Genomic DNA, 19971 nt, shown 5'->3' on the forward strand with positions numbered 1-19971 from the left:
CGTCCGGTCACGCCGCCGACGACCGCCACCCGGCCGCGAGCATCGCGGCCTCGATCTGCGCATAGAAGGACTCCGGCTCGAGCCGCAGGCCCAGCAACGGCAGCCGGAGCACCGTGTCGCCCCGCATCGCGAGCGCGTTCTGGCGGAGCGCGTCGCCCACGATGCTCTCGGCCCAGCTGTGGTGGATGCCGTCGATCTCGACCACGAGGTGCAGGTCGGGCCAGTAGAGGTCCACGTAGTAGCGGTTCGCCCGGTCGCGGCGCAGCACCTGCCGAGCCGGCTCAGGTAGGCCCCGGCGGCGCAGCTCGCGGGCCACGTCCAGCTCACCCAGGCTTCGGGCGCCACCGAGCAGGTCGTTGACCACCTCGTGGAGCAGCAGCCGTCGACGGTCGCGCCTGATCCGCAGCAGCTCCTCTCCGATCACCTCCGGGCGCTCGAGCCCCTGCTGTACGACCAGGGTGACCAGGTAGGTCGCCTCCTTGTCGGTGCGTGCCCACAGCGCCCCGCGAACCGCCGCCACCGCCACCCGAGTGCGCGGGATCCCACCGGGCGCCAGGTCGTCCGCCGACCACCGCCGGGTCTGGCGGATGTCGAACAACGGCGTACGACGCACCCGCACCCCGCGCGGCACCGAGACACGGACCCGGTCCACCGTGAACCGCTCCAGCCCCGACGCGACCAGCGAGGAGGCGCCGTCGAGCTGCGCCCGCGGCCCGCTCTGGAAGAGCGCCGCCCAGCGGTTGCCCTCGGCACTGATCTCCCCGTTGTGCAGACAGACCGACTGGTCGCCGATCAGCTGCCAGCGCCGCGCCCGCGTCTCGCCGCGCACCTCCCAGCGGGTCACCCCGAGGCCGTACACCTGCTTGCGGGACACCACCTGTCCCTGCTGGCGACCGAGCTCGCGCACGGCGACGAGGCGCGGGTCGTCGTACGAGGTGCGGCGGGGCATGCCGACGACCCTCGCGCGAATCACAACCCGCCGGGGACCGCGCGGACTGATCTGTGGAGACACACCCGCCGGACGTCATGCGGAAGGAGCAACCGCTGACTCCGTCCGGATGACGTCCGCCTGACTCACTTCCGGTCGAGGTGGACCAGCAGGCCGTCGACGATCCGGGCGAGCCCGAACTCCAGTTCGCGCTCGGGGTCGGTGGCGGCCTGGTAGGCCTCGCCGGCGGCCGAGCCGACCCGGCCGGCCAGCGGGTACGACCGGTGCTGCATCACCTCGCCGAGGGCGTCGGCGTTCGCCTCCCACCACTCCAGCTCGCTGAGGCCGGACTCGCGCTCGGCCCGCTGCACCTCGTGCAGGGCGCGGGCGATGCTGGAGGCGTACCCGACGAGCAGCGCGACCGTCTGGTCCATCTCGATGTCGTCGAGGCCGATCCCCTCGACTGCTGACAGCTGCCACTCGTACCGGTCGGAGGCGTGCGGGCCGAGCCAGGGCCGCAGTCCGGAGACCTCGAGCAGCCAGGGGTGGCGGCGGCAGACGTCGTACTGCTGGCGCGCGATCAGCTCCAGCCGCCCGCGCAGGTCGGCGGGCAGCTCGGGCAGCTCGGCCCCACCGAAAGCCTGGTCGACCATCAGCGCGATCAGCTCGTTGCGACCGGGCACGTAGCCGTAGAGCGTCATCACCCCGATCCCGAGGTGCTGAGCGAGGCTGCGCATCGAGAGCGACGCGAGGCCGTCGCGGTCGGCCAGCTCGATGCCGGCGTCGACGACCTGGTCGACGGAGAACTTCTGCTTGGGGCCTCGCCGGGTCGCCTGCTCCGCCGGTACGGCGTGCCGCCAGAGCAGGCGCAGGGCGGGGTCGGGATCGGCGGGCATGCGGGAAGCCTACTTCTTCGTACGCCGTACGGAATTATCTGCTATCCTCCGTCGTTCAACTCCGTACGTCGTACGATATTAGGAGTCGCCCATGCCCGTCCCTCCCCCGATCTCCGCGCGCGGACTGCGCAAGCGGTACGGCGACACGCTCGCCCTGGACGGCCTCGACCTGGAGGTCGCGGCCGGGACCGTGCACGCCCTGCTCGGTCCCAACGGCGCCGGCAAGACGACCGCCGTGCGCACCTTCGCCACCCTGACCAGCTGCGACGAGGGCGAGGTCCTCGTCGTCGGCGAGGACGTACGCCGCCGGCCGGGCGCCGTACGCCGCGCCATCGGGCTGGTCGGTCAGTCCTCCGCGCTCGACGAGGTGCTGCACGGTCGCGAGAACCTCGTGATGTTCGCCCGGCTGCACGGGCTCTCCAAGGCGGACGCCGAGGCCCGTGCCGCCGAGCTGCTGGCCGACTTCGGGCTCGCGGACGCGGCCGACCGGAAGGTGTCGACGTACTCGGGCGGCATGCGGCGACGCCTCGACATCGCCGCCGGGCTGATTCGCACGCCGCGGCTGCTGTTCCTCGACGAGCCGACGACCGGGCTCGACCCGCGCGGCCGGCACGAGGTCTGGGAGACGGTACGGCGCGTGGTCGCCGCGGGCACGACGGTGCTGCTGACGACCCAGTACCTCGACGAGGCCGACCAGCTCGCCGACCGGATCACGGTCCTCGGCGCCGGGCGGGTGATCGCGGAGGGCACCAGCGCGGAGCTGAAGAGCCGCCTGGGCGGCGACCGGGTGACGGTGACGCTCGGCAGCGCTGCCGACCTCGAGCGGGCCGCCGCCGCGACCGGCGGCTCCCCCGACGCCGAGACCCTCCAGGTCACCGTCGAGGCCGGACCGGCCGGCGGGTCGGCCGCCCTGCTGGAGGTCGTCCGTGCCCTCGACCGGGAGGGGATCGGCGTCGACGACGTACTGCTGCGCCGGCCGACCCTCGACGAGGTGTTCCTGCACCTCACCGCACCGACCGACACCGATCACGAGGAGGTGGGCCGATGACCGCGGTCCTGCGCCAGAGCTGGGTGATGACCCGGCGCGAGCTGCTGCACTGGGTCCGGGAGCCGTGGGCGCCGATCTTCGGGATCGCATTCTCGATCATGCTGCTGCTGGTCTTCGGCTACCTCTTCGGCGGCGCGATCGAGCTGCCGGGCGGGGGCGACTACCTGCCCTACCTGCTGCCCGGCATGTTCGCGCTCTCCATGCTGTTTGGCGTCGAGGCGACGATGGGCGCGATCACCAACGACTCGAAGCGGGGCGTGACCGACCGGTTCCGCTCCATGCCGATCAGCAGTCTCGCGGTCCCCCTCGGGCGGGCCGGCGCCGACCTCGCCAACTCGACGCTGCAGCTCGCGGTGCTGATGGTGGGCGGGCTGCTGGTCGGCTGGCGGGTCACGGGCTCGGCGGCCGATGCGGTGCTGGCCGTCGTACTCCTGCTGTGGCTGCGGTTCGCCGTCCTGTGGCTCGGGATCTTCCTCGGCCTCACCTTCCGCAGCGAGGGCGCGCTGATGGGCGTGCAGGTGCTGGTCTGGCCGATGGGGTTCCTCTCGAACCTGTTCGTCGCGCCCGAGACGATGCCCGATTGGCTGGCCTTCCTGGCGCAGTGGAACCCGGTCTCGGCCACCGCGGCCGCCTGTCGCGAGCTGTTCGGCAACCCGAGCGGCATCACCGACGGCGTCCTCGCCGAGCACGCCGTACTCGTCGCCCTCGCCTGGCCGGCCGTCCTCACCCTGGTGTTCGCGCCGCTGTCCGCCCGGGCCTACCGCAACCTCTCCCGCTGAACCGCCGACCCGGCGCGAGTTCGCGCCGGGTCGGCAGTACATTCACGCCGGGTCGGCGGTCAGGCGCGGGTGACGGTGACGGTGGGGTCGCCGTCGGGGCCGGCCACCACGTCGTACGACGTCGCGAGGGTCTCGCTCGTGATCAGGTCGGCGTGCGTGCGGGCGGCGGCCTGGACGGCGTCGGAGCCGGCGACGGTCAGGGCGATCCGGTCGGAGACCTCCAGACCGGCGTCGCGGCGGGCCTGCTGGACCTGGCGGACCAGGTCGCGGGCCAGCCCCTCCGCGGCGAGCTCCGGCGTGACGGCAGTGTCGAGGACGACGAAGCCGCCGCGCGGGAGCACGCCGACCGCGGTGGTCTCGTCGGCGGCGCCGGCGACGGTCTCCAGGGTGTACTCACCCTCCTCCAGCACCAGGCCGCCGGCGGTGACGGTGCCGTCCTCGGCCACCGACCAGTCGCCGGACTTCGAGCCCTTGATGGCCGTCTGCACGTCCTTGCCGAGACGCGGTCCCGCGGCGCGGGCGTTGACGCTCAGCCGCTGCGCGACGCCGTACGACGCCGCCTCGGGCGCGTCGGCGGCCAGTAGCCGGACCTCCTTGACGTTGACCTCGTCGCGGACGATCCCCTCGAAGCCGGCCAGCGCGGCCGGGTCGTCGACCACCACGGTCAGCGTCGCCAGCGGCAGCCGGTTGCGCAGGTTGGCCGCCTTGCGGAGCGCGGACGTCGCCGAGCAGACCTCGCGGACGGTGTCCATCGCGGCGACGAGCGCGTCATCGGCCGGCAGCTCCTCGACGGACGGCCAGTCGGTCAGGTGCACCGAGCGCCCGCCGGTCAGGCCGCGCCAGACCTCCTCGGTCGTCAGCGGCATGAGCGGCGCGGTCGCCCGGCAGACCGTCTCCAGCACGGTGTAGAGCGTGTCGAAGGCGGCCGGGTTGTCGCCCCAGAACCGCTCGCGCGAGCGCCGGATGTACCAGTTCGTCAGCACGTCGAGGAAGGACCGCGTCGCGTCGCAGGCGTCGGCGACGGCGTAGTTGTCGAGCGCGTGCGTCATCTCGCCGACGAAGTCGCGGCACTTGGCGAGCAGGTAGCGGTCGAGCGGGTCGGTCGAGGCGGTCGACGCGGACGCGTCGTACCCCTGACCGTCACCGGCGGCGTTGGCGTAGAGCTGGAAGAAGTACCAGCTGTTCCACAGCGGCATCATCACCTGGCGCACCGAGTCGCGGATGCCCTGCTCGGTGACGACCAGGTTGCCGCCGCGCAGGATCGGCGAGGACATCAGGAACCAGCGCATCGCGTCGGCACCGTCGCGGTCGAAGACCTCGCTGACGTCGGGGTAGTTGCGCAGCGACTTCGACATCTTGTTGCCGTCGGAGCCCAGCACGATCCCGTGGCTGATACAGGCCTCGAACGCCGGCTTGTCGAACAGCGCGGTCGCCAGGATGTGCAGCGTGTAGAACCAGCCGCGGGTCTGGCCGATGTACTCGACGATGAAGTCGCCCGGGAAGTGGCCCTTCTTCTCGGCCGTGCCGTCGAACCACTCGGCGTTCTCGAACGGGTAGTGCACCTGGGCGTACGACATCGAGCCCGAGTCGAACCACACGTCGAGCACGTCGGTGACCCGGCGCATCGTGGACTTCCCGGTCGGGTCGTCGGGGTTCGGGCGGGTCAGCTCGTCGACCCACGGGCGGTGCAGGTCGCGCTCGCCGTCGGCGTTGCGGGGCAGCCGGCCGAAGTCGCGCTCGATCTCCTCGAAGGAGCCGTACACGTCGATCCGGGGGTACGCCGGGTCGTCGCTCTTCCACACCGGCACCGGGGAGCCCCAGAACCGGTTGCGGGTGATCGACCAGTCGCGGGCGTTCTCCAGCCACTTGCCGAACTGCCCGTCCTGGATGTGGTCGGGCACCCAGCGGATCTGCTGGTTGAGCTCCAGCATCCGCTCCTTGATCGCGGTCACCTCGACGAACCACGACGAGACGCCCTTGTAGATCAGGGGCTCGCGGCAGCGCCAGCAGTGCGGGTAGGAGTGGTCGTAGGTCTCGCGGCGCAGCAGCACGGTGCCGGGCGTGACCGAGCCGGTGCCGGCCTTGAGGTCGTCGATGATCGGCAGGTTCGCGTCGAAGACCTGCAGGCCCTCGTAGTCGGTCACGGGGAACGTGAACCGGCCGTCCTTGCCGACCGGCATGACCGCCTCGATGCCCTCGCGGTCGGTCACCACCTTGTCGTCCTCACCGAAGGCGCCGGCGGTGTGCACCAGCCCCGTGCCGTCCGTGGTGGTGACGAACTCGGCCGCCACGACGCGGAACGCGTTCTCGTGGCCGCGGTAGTAGGAGAACGGCGGGTCGTACGTCAACCCGACCAGGTCGGCGCCGACGTGGCGCGACACGACCTCCGGCTCGTCCCCCAGCTCGCGGGCGTACGACGCCAGCCGCGACTCGGCCAGCAGGTAGCGCGTCCCCTCGTGCGAGACGACGACGTAGTCGATGTCCTCGCCCACCATCACCGCGAGGTTGCTCGGCAGCGTCCAGGGCGTGGTCGTCCAGACGAGCAGCTTCACGCCCCGCAGCGGGCCGTCCGTCGTGACGTCGTACCCGACGGTGACGGCCGGGTCCTGCCGCATCTGGTAGACGTCGTCGTCCATCCGCAGCTCGTGGTTGGACAGCGGCGTCTCGTCGTTCCAGCAGTAGGGCAGCACGCGGAAGCCCTCGTAGACCAGGCCCTTGTCGTGCAGGCCCTTGAAGGCCCAGATGACCGACTCCATGTAGTCGGGGTTCATCGTGCGGTAGTCGTTGTCGAAGTCGACCCAGCGCGCCTGGCGGGTGACGTAGTCGCGCCACTCGCCGGTGTACTTCATCACCGACTCGCGGCAGGCGTCGTTGAACTTGTCGATGCCCATCTCGACGATCTCGTCGGTCGTCTTGATGCCGTTGAGGCGCATCGCCTCGAGCTCGGCGGGCAGCCCGTGGGTGTCCCAGCCGAACCGGCGCTCGACCCGCTTGCCGCGCATCGTCTGGTAGCGCGGCACCAGGTCCTTGACGTACCCGGTGAGCAGGTGGCCGTAGTGCGGCAGGCCGTTGGCGAACGGCGGGCCGTCGTAGAAGACGAACTCGTTCGAGCCGTCCGCACCGGCGTCGCGCTGGTCGATGCTCGCCTGGAAGGTGCCGTCGGCGGCCCAGTAGGCCAGCACCCGCTCCTCGATCTGCGGGAAGCGCGGGCTCGACGGGACCGCGCCCGTGGCGTCGGTGGAGACCTTCGGGTAGGTCATCGGTGGCATCTCCTGCGGTACGTCGTGCTCGGGCTGCTGGCCACGAGGACGACATCTCTGCCGCGGTACCACCTCGCTTGCCCGTCTCGCGACGGACCGCTCGTTCAGGGCTGTGACGGGCCTACCCGCCGGGTTCTACTGGGCCGGAGCCGTTCTTCCCGGGGCTCGCCGCTGATGACGGCTCGAACGCCTGTGGGGAAATCGTACCGAGCGTCGGCATGCATGCACGAATCAGATACGTGGCACCGGATCCCGCGCCGGCGGGGCGGACCGACCGACTAGGGCTGGTCGACCGTCAGGTGCAGCAGCCACGAGCCGCCGTCGCCGGTCCGGATCAGGACGTGCCGACGCGCACCGGCCCGCCCGTGCAGCACGAACACGAACCGCCGCTCGCTCCGGTCCTCGAGCTCCCACCAGCCGGAGTCGGCGATCGCCTTGTGCTCGTCGGCGTACGACGCGTGGTCGAGGTCGTGGTCGTCCACGGCGATGGCGAGCCGGTCGTGCCGGCTGTCGGTCGGAAGCCCCTTCGGCACCGCCCAGGACCGGAGCACCCCGTCCTCCTCCAGGCGCAGGTCGAAGTGGTGGCGCGGCCGGTGGTGCTCGTGCAGCACGAAGATCGGCCGCACGTCCGTCTCGTCGTCGCCCACCCGGATGACCCTAGGCGCCGGCCCTCGTAGAGTGAACGCCCGTGACCACCGCTGCCTGGGGCTACGGCCTGACGACCATCGCCGCCGACGACTCCGTCCTCGACACCTGGTTCCCCGCGCCCGCGCTGGGCGAGAAGCCGGCCGACGCCGGGACGCCCGCCGAGCTGAGCGCGCTGGCCACCCCGGACGACGTCCGCGGCGTACGCCGCGAGGTCCGCCTGGTCGAGATCGCCGACCTGGCCGCCGCGCCCACCACCACCGAGGAGGCCTGGCTGCGCCTGCACCTGCTCAGCGCGCGGCTCGTCGTCCCGCACGGCCTGTCGCTGGACGGCGTCTTCGGCCTGCTCACCAACGTCGTGTGGACCTCGGCCGGCCCGTGCGCCGTCGAGGGCTTCGAGCTCACCCGCGCCCGGCTGCGCGCCGCCGGCCAGCACGTCAGCGTGTACGGCGTCGACAAGTTCCCGCGGATGGTCGACTACGTCGTCCCCTCCGGCATCCGGATCGGCGACGCCGACCGGGTCCGGCTGGGCGCCCACCTCGCGGCGGGCACGACCGTCATGCACGAGGGCTTCGTGAACTTCAACGCCGGCACGCTCGGCGCCTCGATGGTCGAGGGCCGGATCTCCGGCGGCGTCGTGGTCGGGGACGGCTCGGACGTCGGCGGCGGCGCCTCGATCATGGGCACCCTCTCCGGCGGCGGCAAGGAGGTCATCTCGATCGGCCAGCGCTGCCTGCTGGGCGCCAACTCCGGGCTCGGGATCTCCCTCGGCGACGACTGCGTCGTCGAGGCCGGCACCTACATCACGGCCGGCACCAAGGTCACGATCACGGACATGGACGGCAAGCCCAAGATCGTCAAGGCGCTGAGCCTCTCCGGCGCGAGCAACGTGCTGTTCCGCCGCAACTCGGTCACCGGCGCGATCGAGGCCGTGCCGTGGAAGTCCGAGGGCGTCACGCTCAACGCCGCGCTGCACGCCAACTGAGCCCGGGGCCGTTTCCCAGGTTCCTCTCACCTGGGTCGGTTAGAACTGTCACCGCGCGCCGGCGAGGACGACTCGGGCCGTCCGGGCCGCGCGCGAGCACCATTCCCGACCCCGAAGGACGACCGAGATGAGCCTGCGCACCGGTATCGCGCTGCTCGGCGTCGGGGTGGTCGGCGCGGTGGTGGTGACGGTCGGCGTCGACCGGATCCGCGACCTGAGCCCGTTCACGCCGAGCGACCAGTGCACGGCGACGGTCGGCGACTCGACCGTCGTCCTGGACCCCGAGCAGGCGGAGAACGCCGCGCTGATCGCCGCCATCGCCGTACGACGGGGCATGCCGGCGCGGGCCGTGACGATCGCCCTGGCGACGGCGTACCAGGAGTCCAAGCTCGCCAACATCGAGTACGGCGACGCCGACTCGCTCGGTCTCTTCCAGCAGCGGCCGTCGCAGGGCTGGGGCACCGAGGAGCAGGTGATGGACCCGGTCTACGCGACCAACGCCTTCTACGACGCCCTGGCCGAGGTCGACGGCTACCGCTCGATGGAGGTCACCGTCGCCGCGCAGACCGTGCAGCGCTCCGCGTTCCCCGACGCGTACGCCGACCACGAGGCCGACGCCCGGGTGTTGGCGTCCGCGTTGACCGGCAACTCCCCCGCCGCGTTCAGCTGCCGCGTGGACGCCGACGTCCCCGAGGCCCGCGACGGGCTGCGCGCGACCGGCCTGGTGCGCCGTGCCGACGTCGTACGGCAGGAGACGCTGGCCGTCTTCGGCGACGTCTCCCTCGGCGGCTTCGAGCCCGGCGGGGTCGGCACCGGCCACATGGAGGGCTCCACCCACTACGAGGGCCGCGCCGTCGACATCTTCGTGCGGCCGATCAACGCGGCCAACAAGGTCCGCGGCTGGGCGATCGCGCACTACCTCGTCGCGCAGGCCGAGCGCCTCGACGTGCAGACGGTCATCTTCGACGCCAAGATCTGGCAGGCCCGGCGCTCCGACGACGGCTGGCGCGACTACGACCCGCCGGCGCGCTCAGGTGACCGCGCGATCCTGGAGCACCGCGACCACGTGCACGTGGACGTGTTCGACTGAGCGGGGCGGTGGGGGCGGGGTCGTCGCAGGTTCATCACGGTATGCAGACGAGCCGTCACCTCCCACGGTGGGTACGCCGTGGGAGGCGTCAACTGGTCTGCATACCGTGATGAAACCGCAGCCCTGAGCGCGGTCCCCTCAGCCCGCGAGCCGGGCGATGGCGGCGTCGACCCGCTCGTCGGTGGCGGTGAACGCCACCCGCACGTGCTGCGAGCCGGCGGCGCCGTAGAACGAGCCGGGAGCCACGAGGATGCCGAGGTCGGCGAGGTCCGAGACGGTCTTCCAGCAGTCCTCGTCGCGCGTCGACCAGAGGTACAGCGACGCCTCGGAGTGTTCGACCCGGAAGCCGGCGCCCTCGAGGGCGGCCCGGAGCCGGAGCCGCCGGGCTGCGTACCGGCCGTGCTGCTCGAGCGCGTGGTCGTCGTCGTCCAGAGCGGCCTTCATCGCGACCTGCTGCGGGCCGGGCATCTGCAGGCCGAGGTTCTTGCGGACGGCGAGCAGCTCGCCGACCAGCGCCGGGTCGCCGGCCACGAAGGCGCAGCGGTAGCCGGCCAGGTTGGAGCGCTTGGACAGCGAGTGGATGGCGAGGATGCCCTCGTGCGAGCCGCCGCAGACGTCGGGGTGCAGCACCGAGACCGGCGACGCCTCCCAGGCGGACTCCAGGTAGCACTCGTCCGAGACCAGGATCGTGCCGCGCTCGCGACACCAGTCGACGACCTTGCGCAGGTGCTCGGGCGGCAGCACCCGGCCCGTCGGGTTCGACGGCGAGTTGAGCCACAGCAGCGCCGGGACCTCCGGGCCGAACGACGTCAGCGAGTCGGTCGCGACCGCCCGGGCACCGGCGAGGACCGCGCCCACCTCGTAGGTGGGGTACGCCAGCGCCGGGTAGGCGATCAGGTCGCCAGGACCCAGGCCGAGGTGGATCGCCAGCGATCCGATCAGCTCCTTGGAGCCGATCACGGGCAGCACCCGGTCCAGGCCGAGCCCGGTCACGCCGTGCCGGCGCTCGAGCCAGTCGATGCAGGCCTGGCGCAGGTCGGCTCGCCCGATCGTCACCGGGTAGCCCGGCGAGTCGGCGGCCTCGCGCAGCGCGTGCTGCGCGACCTCCGGCGTCGGGTCCACCGGGGTGCCGACCGACAGGTCGACCACCCCGTCCGGGTGGGCGCGGGCCCGCTCGGCGTGCGCCGTCAGGTTGTCCCAGGGGAAGTCGGGAAGCCGCGCGGAGACGGCTTCCCGCGACATCCGGCTCAGTGGTCCTGGTTCTGCGGGGGCAGGGCGGCGATCATCGGGTGGTCCTTGTCGATGACCCCCATCTTGGCCGCGCCACCCGGCGAGCCGAGGTCCTCGAAGAAGCCGACGTTCGCGTCGTAGTAGTCCTTCGACTCCTCCGGCACGTCGTCCTCGTAGAAGATCGCCTCGACCGGGCACACGGGCTCGCAGGCACCGCAGTCGACGCACTCGTCGGGGTGGATGTACAGCATCCGCTTGCCCTCGTAGATGCAGTCGACCGGACACTCGTCGACGCAAGCCCGATCCTTGAGGTCGACGCAGGGCTGAGAGATGACGTACGTCACCGAATCCTCCTGAAATGCTGATGGGAGCAAGTGCTCGTCCCCCAGCCTAGTATCCCGGGGTGCGGAACGATGACAGACCTCAGCATGTGACCGAACACATGCTCGGACCCCACGTCGTGGGGAAGCGGATCGTGGTCCGCCGCGTGCTCCGCGGCGAGACGGGTCCCAGCGGCGGACCGGCCCTCACCGACCTGCTCGGCGTCTGCACCGCGTGGACCGCGACCAGCTGCGTGGTGCTGCCCGAGGACGGCGCCCCGGTCGAGATCGCGCTCTCCGACATCGTCTCCGGCAAGCCGGTGCCGCCCCGCCCCTCGGTCCGGCACCGGGTCTCGCCGGTCGAGGCCCAGACCCGGTCCCTGGCGATGTGGGCCGACCTCGACACCGAGCCCGTCGGTGCCTGGGTCCTGCGGCACTCCGCGACCTCGCGGGCGCGCCGCGCCAACTCCGTGCTCGCCTTCGAGCCCTCCGGCGTCGCCGACGACTACGACCGCGTCGTCGAGTGGTACGCCGCCCGCACCGGCCGGCCGGTCGCGGCCGTGCTGCCGGACTCCCCCGAGGAGGCCCTCTTCCTCGGCCGCGGGTGGGGGCCGGAGAGCACCGACGCCGACACCGTCTTCCAGCTGGCGGGCGTGGCGCGCGTGCGCCGTGCCCTCCCGCAGGCCGACGGGGGCGTCGAGGTCGAGGTCTCCCCCGGTCGCGGCGACGGCCTCCATGCCGTCGCCCGGATCGGCGAACTCGCCTCGGGCGTCGCGACCTTCGACCGGGACTGGGTCGGTCTCCGCACGATCGAGGTCGCCCCTGACCGACGTCGCCAGGGACTGGGCAGCCGGGTGCTGGCGGCCCTGCTGGAGTGGGCGGCCGAGCAGGGCGCGACGACGGCGTACCTCCAGGTGCTGGGCGACAACACGCCCGCACTCGGGCTCTACGAGGGGCTCGGCTTCACCGAGCACCACCGCTACCGCTACCTGGCTCCCCTTCGGTAGTCCGGCTGAGCGGACCGGCTACTGCCCGGCGTTCGGCCCGCGCTCCGGCTTGGGCTTCTTGCAGACCACCGTGTCGCTCGGGATGTAGGTCGTGTGGAAGTTCTCGGTCTTCTCGACCGTGTCGGAGCCCGGCTTCTTGAAGAACCGCTTCACGTCGACGTCGAAGCCGCCGTACCCCTGGTTCGGGACGCAGTCCGGCGTCGTCAGCGTGCGGGTGGCCGGCTTGGTGAAGGCGTAGCGGTCCGACGTCGTCGTGGTGATGTCCCAGACCTTCGTCGACCACATGCTCACCGTCACCGTGCCCTGCGACCGGCCCGCGCTCTTGATCACCTTGGCGTCGACGAGCACGCCGTACGGCGTGTCGTTGGTGAAGCGCAGGTCGACCGCGCCCCACGCGACGGTGGCCTCGCGCCCGACCGGGTAGCGGTCGATGTAGACCGAATGCGGCTTGTGCTCGACGTCCTCCAGGCCCGCGAAGAACGCGGCGTTGAAGGTGGTGGTCGCCATCTGGGAGACCCCGCCGCCGAGATCCTCCTTGAAGATCCCGTTGCTGATGATGGTGCCGGTCGTGAAGCCGTTCTCGACGGTGCGCTCGCCGACGATGTCGTTGAGGGAGAACGTCTCACCCGGCTTGAGGACCGTGCCGTCGACGAGCTCGGCCGCGCGGCCGATGTTGGTGTCGCGGTACGACGCGGGCGGGTAGTACGTCGTGAACGTCGAGACCTTCTCCCGGATCCGCAGCTGGCGGGCGTCCTTGGTCGTGAACTCCGGCTCGGCGACGGTCGCCTCGACCTCCGCCTCGCGCTTCCCCGACGGCTGCGTGAGCAGCTGCTGGAACGTCGTCGCGACCGCGGCCGGCTCGTAGGTGACGCCCGGCTTGGCGGGGACCACCTTGGGCTTGCCGTTGCGCAGCACGACCGTCGCGTCGACCGGGGCGCCGTCCTCGGAGATGCCGGCGTCGACCAGCGCCTTCAGCGCCTCCTGGTCGATGTCGGGCACCAGCGCACCGCCCTCGGCCTTGACGCCGAGCACGTCGCCGAAGTCGCGCGGCGCGAGCCGGACGGGCGAGTCGCCGAAGACCAGGGTGACCGGGCCGGAGAGGGCCGGGTTGGCGAAGCTGTCGAGGGCGTCCTGGACGTCGGCCTCGTCGATCTCGGGCTCGGTCGGGATCAGCGTCAGCTCGACGCTCGGGTCGTCGGCGAGGTACGCCGCCGTGATGGCCTCGGCCGCCACGTCGGGGTCGATCGCCTCGCCGGCCTCCGGCTCGACCCGCCGGACCTCGGAGCCCTCGAACTCCAGGCTCCCGTCCTTCGGCAGCGTGCCGACCTCGGAGCCGAGCCGGTCGAGCAGCTCGCCCATCGCGGCGTCGTCGACCTGGACGACCGGCTCGAGGTCCGCACCGCCGGTGAAGTAGTCCCAGAGCCGACCGGGCTTCCAGCTGCGACCGCCACCGGCGGCCTCGACCGAGGCCCGCAGGTCGATCGAGAGCCCCGCCTCCGCGGGGGTGATCTCCTCGGTGGCCGAGCCGACCGAGACCGTGATCGGCTCGTCGAGGCGCTCGGCCAGTCCGTCCTCCAGGGCCTGGACCGCCTCGGCCTCCGTGCGTCCACCGACGTCGACCCCGGCCACGGTGGTGCCGCGCGGGACCTTGTCGCCGGCGACGGCGTACGCCGCGGCCCAGCCTCCTGCGACGAGCAGGGCGAGGGCGAGCACCACGAGGATGACCGCCCGGCCGCCGGCCCGCTCGCTCTTGTTCGTCACGCGGGTCATCCTAGGTTCCGGTGGGGACAGCACCCCGCGCCCCCCGCCGCGGGAGCGTGACCAGGGCGCCGATCAGGAACGCCATCGCCGCGGCCAGGAGCACGTAGCCGGCGAGCCCGTCGCCGATCACGAAGTCACCCTCGGGTCGCGGGACGGTGAGGTAGCCGACCATCGCGATCCAGCCGACGGCGAAGGGCAGCCGCGCCCACCAGCCCGGCGGCAGGGCCACCAGAACCGCCGCCGGGGCGGTGACCGCCAGGAGCAGTCCCCACCACAGCTGGTGCAGCGCCACCGAGGCGACGGCGGTGAGGGCGCCCAGGGCGAGCAGCGCCACCAGCGCCGCCACCCGGGCGAGCGTCGTCACCGTTACAGGCCGGCGAACAGGTCGGTCTCCAGACCGTCCTCGCCGACCTCGCCGACCTGGCCCTTGGCGAGCCGGTAGTACTCCACACCCCAGGCCGTCGCGCCCACGTTGTTGCTCAGCGCGAAGAAGGGGCCGTCCGTCGTGATCTGCGTGGCGTGCGCCGCGAGCGCGGCCATCTTCGCGTCGACGTACTCGGTCGCGTCCACGCCGGCGGCGAGGTGCTCGTCGGGGGTGACGAAGTGCGGCAGCGGCCCGTCGGGGTCCATCCCCTCGAAGGAGGTCGTGTCACCGGCGTCGCGCAGCGCCCGCAGGCTCTCGCGCATCCGGCTCTCGGACATCGCGCCCCAGTAGATCTTCGGCACGTCCCAGGCCGCGCCCAGGTCGGGGCGGTACGACGGCACGGCGGCCAGCGCGGCGCCGTACGTCGCGACCCGGTGCGCCTGGATGTGGTCGGGGTGGCCGTAGCCGCCGAACTGGTCGTAGGTGACCAGCACCTGCGGGCGGACCTCGCGGATGACCGCGACGAGGTGGTCGGACGCCTCGGTGAGGTCGGCGTTGGCGAAGGCGCGGGGGTCGGTCTCGTCGGCGGCGACGGCGTGACCGTCCTCGTGCCACTTCATCCCGGAGTCGCGGTAGGTGCCGAACCCGCCCAGGAACCGGTGGTCGGTGACGCCGAGCGCCTTCATCGCGCTCGCCAGCTCCTCGCGACGGTGGGGGCCGAGCCCGTCCTCCCGGTCGGCGGCCAGGTGCTCCAGGTCCGGGACCAGGATCTCGCCCATCTCGCCCGCCGTGCAGGTCACGAGCGTGACGCCGCGGCCCTCGGCGGCGTACTTGGCCATCGTGGCGCCCTGGCCGATCGACTCGTCGTCGGGGTGGGCGTGCACGAGGAGGAGTCGCTGGTCAGCGGTCATGTGTTCGTTCCTAGGTTCTTGATCCGGCGCGGCTGCGTCGGGAGCTCGAGCGGGCTCGGTGGTTGCCAACGGCTCTCGGGGCCGGACTGTTCCCGATCGAGCCAACCGTCGTACTCGTCAACGAGCAGCTCGAGCAGCAGCTCGGGCGCGTCGGTGAGCACCGCCCAGGGATGGTCCTCGTCATCGTCCTCGCCGGCGAGACGCTCGCGGGTCACCCAGGCGTCGTACCCCTCGGCGCGCAGGCGCGCCGTCACCGCGGCGGCATCGTCCTCGTCGAAGAGGATCGCGCGCAGGACACTCGCGGGCGCCTGGCGCAGCAGGTGCCCCACCTCCGGGAGGAACGGGCGGTCCGGCTCCAGCCAGTCCACCTCGCCCAGCTCGTCGGGACCGAGCCAGCGGACCTGGTCGTGCTCGACCGGGTCGGGCTCGCCGCTCGTCAGGCGGACCGTCGCCACCCGCAGCTCATGGGTGTCACCGATGGCGGCCGACCCGGCGAGCCAGCCGGTCACCTCGACGCCACAGCCGAGCTCCTCGGCGATCTCGCGCTCCAGCGCGTCCGCGGGCTGCTCCCCCGGCTCGACCTTGCCGCCCGGGAACTCCCACCGGCCGGCGAGCGCAGGCGGCGCCGTACGACGGGTCGCGAGCACCTTCCCGGCGCGCACGACCGCGGCGCCGACCACCTGCTTCCTCACCGGGCCGAGGCTACGTTGCCCGCATGGCGGCGAGCGCGGGAGTGCACCTGGTCCGGACCGCGGAGGGCCTCACCCCGGTGGGCGAGCGGGTCGGGCTCGACGGCGTCCTGGCGTCACTCGACCGGCGCGCCCGCCGGACGCTGGCGCCGGGCCTCGCCGTACGGCGGGCGCTGACGTGGGACGCGGCGGACCGGCGCGACCCGCACTGGTGGCCGCAGGGCATCACCTCATCGACCGAGGCGGGGGTGCTCCCGGGGCGGCGGATCCTGGTGGTCAGCTGGTACTCCAAGGGCGGGCACGGCGCGCGCGTCACCTTCCTCGACCTCGACCGGCGCCGCTACCGGCACGTGCTGCTCGTGACCCCGTCGCTGGAGCCGGTGCACGTGCATGCCGGCGGGCTGGTCTGGCACGGCCCTCATCTGTACGTCGCCGCCACCGGGCGCGGGCTGCAGCTGTGCCGTCTCGAGGACCTGGCTCGGGTGCCGGGCGGAGTGCACGGGCACGAGTACGTGCTTCCGGTCCGGTCCACCTACCGCGCCCGGACGGCCGAGGGGGTGGAGAGGCTGCGCTACTCCTTCTGCTCCCTCGATCCCGACGGGCCTGCGCTGGTCGTCGGCGAGTACGGCAACGCCCGCCAGACCCGGCGCATCGCGCGCTACCCACTCGACCCCGCCACCTCGCTGCTCGTCGCCGACGACGCGGGGGCGTCGTACCCCGTGGTCGTCGAGGACGGCGCGGTCGTCCGCACGCAGGGCGTCGTCGTCGCCGGCGGACGGCACTACCTCACCCGCTCGCACGGCCCCTGGATGCCCGGCTCCGTGTACGCCGGCGCCCCCGGCGCCCTGCGCCGCCACCGCTGGGCCGCCCCGATGGGCCCCGAGGACCTCACCTGGACCCGCCCCGACGACCTGCTCTGGTCCGTCTCCGAACACCCCCGCCGCCGCTGGATCTTCGCCATGCGCCGCCGCACCTTCAGCGCCTGACATAGGCCGAGCGGGAGGACCCTCCGCCCGACGCTGGTTGAGGGGCGAAGGACGAAGTCCTGAGTCTCGAAACGGTGAGCCAGGAGAAGGGGCCGTGTACGACGGTCTTTGAACGTGACGCTGGTTGAGGTGCGAGGCGCCCAGCGCCGAGCCTCGAAACCCCGCGAGCCAAGAAGCAGCGCCAGGTACGACGGCCGCTGAACGTGACGCCGGTTGAGGTGCGAGGCGCCCCAGCGCCGAGCCTCGAAACCCGGTGAGCAGAGAAGCAGCGCCGAGCGAGCACTCCCGGCCGCTGTGGAAGACGGATCCAGACTGTCGGCGCCCGCCTCTACCATCTTTGTATGGCCACTCGGGAACTCCACGACTGCGACAACGCACCCGCGTTGCTCGCCTACGTGGGCGCCCGACGCACTGTGGTGATGCGGGGCGAGGCTGACCAGCTCGCCGCCGCGGTCGCCTGGGCCGGCATGCACTCGACTGATTCGTTGGATGACGCCGCAGTGCTGGTCGCCGGCGCCGAGGAGGCGTTGACGATCGCGGGGCCGGGTGCCCCGCTGGTCGCCGAGTTCAGCGTGCTGGAGTTCGCCGCAGCGCTCGGGCTCTCCTCCGATGCCGGGCGGATGTATCTGGGTGAGGCGGTCGAGCTGGCCCACCGGCTCCCGCGGCTCTACGCCCGGGTCCAGTCGTTGGACCTTCCGGTGTGGAAGGCGCGGCGGATCGCCAAGTCCACCGTCGACCTCCCGATGGCGGGTGCGGCGTACGTCGACGCGCACCTCGCCCCGGTGGCGCACAAGGTGTCCATCGCGCAGCTCGACCGGACCGTCGAGGAGGCGCGAGTCCGCTTCGACCCCGACGAAGCCATGGCGCGTCAGGTCGCCGCGCAGGAGGGACGGCACTTCGACATCGAGACCCGCCAGGTCTCCTTCGACGGCTGCGTCGACGTCCACGGCACCCTCGACCTTGCCGACGCCCTCGACCTCGAGGACGCCGTCGCCAGACGCGCGCGCGACCTCGGCGCGTTCGGCCTCGACGCCCCACTCGACGTCCGCCGCTCCATCGCCGTCGGCGACCTGGCTCGGCGCCAGCTCTCGCTCGATCTCGCGGCGGCGGAGCCGGAGGTTCGGCCCAAGCCCCGCCAGGTCCTGCTGCACGTCCACCTCTCCGAGGCCGCCCTCGCCGGTGCCAGCACCGACCTGGACCTCGCCCGGGTGGAAAAGACCCGCTCCTTCGTCTCGGCCGATCAGGTCAAGACCTGGTGTGCCAACCCCGACACCCAGGTGATCGTGAAGCCGGTCATCGACCTAACCGATCACGTCCACGTCGATGCCTACGAAGTCCCGGACCGGCTCCGCGAGCGTCAGGTCCTGCTCCAGCACACGTGCGTGTTCCCTTGGTGCCAACGCCGAGCCCGGCGGGCGGACTGCGATCACATCGACCCCGCCGCCCGTGGCGGTCCGACGTGTGACTGCAACATCGCACCGCTGTGCCGGCGACATCACCGGGCGAAGACCCACACCCGCTGGCGCTACGACAAGACCGACGACACCTCGTTCGTCTGGCGAAGTCCCAACGGACTCACCTTCCAGCACGACCATCTCGGCACCATCCCGCTCGAGACCCTGCAGCCCTGACCAGCACCAGCCCGTCAGGGCTACAGGCACGCTCTCCCGGACGCTGGTTGAGGTGCGAGCGAAGCGAGCCTCGAAACCCGGTGAACCGAACGACCGCGACGACTACAGGCTGCTTCTCGACTCGCCGGGTTTCGAGGCTCAGGACTCCGTCCTTCACACCTCAACCAGCGCGCCGTCACGGGCGCCATGCATCGCGACACCACCCATCCCCTCGACACCGCAGAGCGCCAGGCACGCCTTCCCGGACGCCGGTTGAGGTGCGAGCGGAGCGAGCCTCGAAACCCGGTGAACCGAACGACCGCGACGACTACAGGCTGCTTCTCGACTCGCTGGGTTTCGAGGCTCAGGACTCCGTCCTTCACACCCCAACCAGCGTCATCGGGCGTCGGTCGTACTCGTTCCCTCTGCGGCGGGTGACCACAGCGGTCGACCCGAAGCAGCCGCCGACCCACAGGCGACGGTGACCAGGTACGACGAGTGCCGCCCACGGTGACCCCGTTATCTCTGTGATCCTTGAAGCGACCGTGTGCTGGACGGAGACCGGAACCCAGCGCCGTACCCCGGCTGCTTCTCGGCTCGCTGGGTTTCGAGGCTCAGGACTTCGTCCTTCGCACCTCAACCGGCGGGGGTCCGCGGCTGCATGGCGAGTTGGCGGGACTGGGCGACGAGGCGGCCGGTGGAGTCCCAGACCTCGCAGTCCTCCTCGAACATCCCGCCGGCGAGGTTGCGGGTCTCGTGGTGGACCTTCAGCCAGCCGGGGGCCGGCTTGGCGCGGACGTGGGCGCTCAGTTCCAGGGTGGGCGCCCAGCCTGGCATGCCGAGGTTGAACGTCACCGGCGGGAGGGCATCGAGGACCATCAGCAGCGAGATCGGGTCCGGCTCGCGGCCGTCGGCCAGGCGGAACCACGCGCGCATCCGGCCCTCGCCGCTCGGCCGGCCGGTCACCCAGCCGAGGTCGTCGGGGTGGAAGCGCATGTCGAAGCGGCGCATGATCGGCGCCCGGTCCAGCACCTCGCGCGGGGCGGCGCTGCCGCGAGGGCACTCCTCGAGCGGCGGGAGGTCGAGCTCACCGGCGGTGGTGCGGACGTCGTCGCCCAACCCGTCGAGGTCCCCGTACGTCGCCAGCACCGCGATCCGCGTCTGGTCGCCCTGGACCAGGTCGGCGGAGGCGGTCGCGACCCGGCCGCCGTCACGTCGTACGTCGACGGCGACCGTCGCGGGTCCGGGGCGCGCGGCCGAGAGGTAGTAAGCGCTGACCGCGAGCGGGTCGGGCTTGCCCGGGAGGCTGGCACGGATCCCGCTGCCGATCAGGGCCAGCAGGTAGCCGCCGTTGAGCCCGCCGCCCACCGACCATCCCCCGTCGAGGTCGGCGGCGTACCGCCCCTCCCCTGCGGGCGTCAGCGCGATGTGGCTGTCGAACTCCGAGAGCGTCTGCATGGCG

The 19971-nt window shown here is 72.1% G+C and carries 18 protein-coding genes; 7 read left to right on the plus strand and 11 right to left on the minus strand.

The annotated features are described in order from the left end of the window. Positions 1 to 7: 7 nt before the first annotated feature. Complete coding sequence (locus tag VMF51_RS11610) at positions 8 to 949, minus strand: endonuclease domain-containing protein (protein ID WP_325474589.1); 942 nt, start codon at positions 947 to 949, stop codon at positions 8 to 10. 125 nt (positions 950 to 1074) lie between these two features. Next, entirely contained in the window at positions 1075 to 1824 is a 750-nt protein-coding gene (locus VMF51_RS11615; RefSeq protein ID WP_325474590.1) for a TetR/AcrR family transcriptional regulator, read from the minus strand. A 91-nt stretch (positions 1825 to 1915) separates the two neighbouring features. Here VMF51_RS11615 and VMF51_RS11620 point away from each other — a divergent pair, with 91 nt between their 5' ends. Both VMF51_RS11620 and VMF51_RS11625 read left to right on the plus strand, forming a co-directional pair. Further along, complete coding sequence (locus tag VMF51_RS11620; protein ID WP_325474591.1) at positions 1916 to 2872, plus strand: ATP-binding cassette domain-containing protein; 957 nt, start codon at positions 1916 to 1918, stop codon at positions 2870 to 2872. Continuing rightward, the gene (locus tag VMF51_RS11625; protein WP_325474592.1) at positions 2869 to 3651 is read left to right on the plus strand and encodes an ABC transporter permease; all 783 of its coding nucleotides are present in this window, start codon (positions 2869 to 2871) and stop codon (positions 3649 to 3651) included. Before VMF51_RS11620 ends, VMF51_RS11625 begins: the two co-directional genes overlap by 4 nt. Before the next feature lie 59 nt (positions 3652 to 3710). Here VMF51_RS11625 and ileS read toward each other — a convergent pair whose 3' ends face one another. Next, complete coding sequence (gene ileS, locus VMF51_RS11630; protein WP_325474593.1) at positions 3711 to 6911, minus strand: isoleucine--tRNA ligase; 3201 nt, start codon at positions 6909 to 6911, stop codon at positions 3711 to 3713. 278 nt (positions 6912 to 7189) lie between these two features. Further along, positions 7190 to 7558 carry a DNA polymerase ligase N-terminal domain-containing protein gene (locus VMF51_RS11635; protein ID WP_325474594.1) on the minus strand — a complete coding sequence of 123 codons (369 nt, stop codon included), beginning with the start codon at positions 7556 to 7558 and terminating at the stop codon, positions 7190 to 7192. Positions 7559 to 7599: 41 nt separating this feature from the next. Between VMF51_RS11635 and dapD the strand changes: the two genes are divergently transcribed. Then, on the plus strand, positions 7600 to 8541 hold the full coding sequence (gene dapD, locus VMF51_RS11640; protein ID WP_325474595.1) for a 2,3,4,5-tetrahydropyridine-2,6-dicarboxylate N-succinyltransferase: 942 nt from the start codon (positions 7600 to 7602) through the stop codon (positions 8539 to 8541). A 127-nt stretch (positions 8542 to 8668) separates the two neighbouring features. Continuing rightward, entirely contained in the window at positions 8669 to 9631 is a 963-nt protein-coding gene (locus tag VMF51_RS11645; RefSeq protein WP_325474596.1) for a hypothetical protein, read from the plus strand. 138 nt (positions 9632 to 9769) lie between these two features. Here VMF51_RS11645 and dapC read toward each other — a convergent pair whose 3' ends face one another. Together dapC and fdxA are read right to left on the minus strand one after the other, a co-directional pair. Next, complete coding sequence (gene dapC, locus VMF51_RS11650) at positions 9770 to 10873, minus strand: succinyldiaminopimelate transaminase (protein ID WP_325474597.1); 1104 nt, start codon at positions 10871 to 10873, stop codon at positions 9770 to 9772. A gap of 5 nt (positions 10874 to 10878) precedes the next feature. After that, a complete protein-coding gene (gene fdxA / locus VMF51_RS11655; RefSeq protein ID WP_325474598.1) occupies positions 10879 to 11205 on the minus strand; it encodes a ferredoxin in 327 nt (108 codons plus the stop codon). Between the two features lie 98 nt (positions 11206 to 11303). Here fdxA and VMF51_RS11660 point away from each other — a divergent pair, with 98 nt between their 5' ends. Beyond that, positions 11304 to 12188: a GNAT family N-acetyltransferase gene (locus VMF51_RS11660; protein ID WP_325474599.1), complete on the plus strand. Its 885-nt coding sequence runs from the start codon at positions 11304 to 11306 to the stop codon at positions 12186 to 12188. 18 nt (positions 12189 to 12206) lie between these two features. Here VMF51_RS11660 and VMF51_RS11665 read toward each other — a convergent pair whose 3' ends face one another. The 4 genes from VMF51_RS11665 to VMF51_RS11680 are packed head-to-tail and all read right to left on the minus strand — an operon-like array spanning position 12207 to position 15916. Then, the gene (locus tag VMF51_RS11665; RefSeq protein WP_325474600.1) at positions 12207 to 13949 is read right to left on the minus strand and encodes a VanW family protein; all 1743 of its coding nucleotides are present in this window, start codon (positions 13947 to 13949) and stop codon (positions 12207 to 12209) included. A gap of 10 nt (positions 13950 to 13959) precedes the next feature. Beyond that, on the minus strand, positions 13960 to 14313 hold the full coding sequence (locus VMF51_RS11670) for a DUF6113 family protein (RefSeq protein WP_325474601.1): 354 nt from the start codon (positions 14311 to 14313) through the stop codon (positions 13960 to 13962). A 2-nt stretch (positions 14314 to 14315) separates the two neighbouring features. Beyond that, positions 14316 to 15224, minus strand: coding sequence for an N-acetyl-1-D-myo-inositol-2-amino-2-deoxy-alpha-D-glucopyranoside deacetylase (gene mshB, locus VMF51_RS11675; RefSeq protein WP_325474602.1), 909 nt, complete (start codon positions 15222 to 15224; stop codon positions 14316 to 14318). Next, positions 15221 to 15916, minus strand: coding sequence for a (deoxy)nucleoside triphosphate pyrophosphohydrolase (locus tag VMF51_RS11680; RefSeq protein ID WP_325474603.1), 696 nt, complete (start codon positions 15914 to 15916; stop codon positions 15221 to 15223). Before VMF51_RS11680 ends, mshB begins: the two co-directional genes overlap by 4 nt. Positions 15917 to 15939: 23 nt before the next feature. Here VMF51_RS11680 and VMF51_RS11685 point away from each other — a divergent pair, with 23 nt between their 5' ends. Next, positions 15940 to 16899, plus strand: a complete 960-nt coding sequence (locus VMF51_RS11685; protein ID WP_325474604.1) for a hypothetical protein — start codon at positions 15940 to 15942, stop codon at positions 16897 to 16899. 341 nt (positions 16900 to 17240) lie between these two features. Then, positions 17241 to 18530, plus strand: a complete 1290-nt coding sequence (locus VMF51_RS11690; protein ID WP_325474605.1) for an HNH endonuclease — start codon at positions 17241 to 17243, stop codon at positions 18528 to 18530. 615 nt (positions 18531 to 19145) lie between these two features. On the opposite strand, the gene VMF51_RS11695 is transcribed toward VMF51_RS11690, so the two are convergent. Continuing rightward, positions 19146 to 19967, minus strand: coding sequence for a thioesterase family protein (locus VMF51_RS11695; RefSeq protein WP_325474606.1), 822 nt, complete (start codon positions 19965 to 19967; stop codon positions 19146 to 19148). Positions 19968 to 19971 lie beyond the last annotated feature (4 nt).

It is taken from the genome of Nocardioides sp. (assembly GCF_035503875.1).
In the GTDB taxonomy this organism is placed as follows: domain Bacteria; phylum Actinomycetota; class Actinomycetes; order Propionibacteriales; family Nocardioidaceae; genus Nocardioides.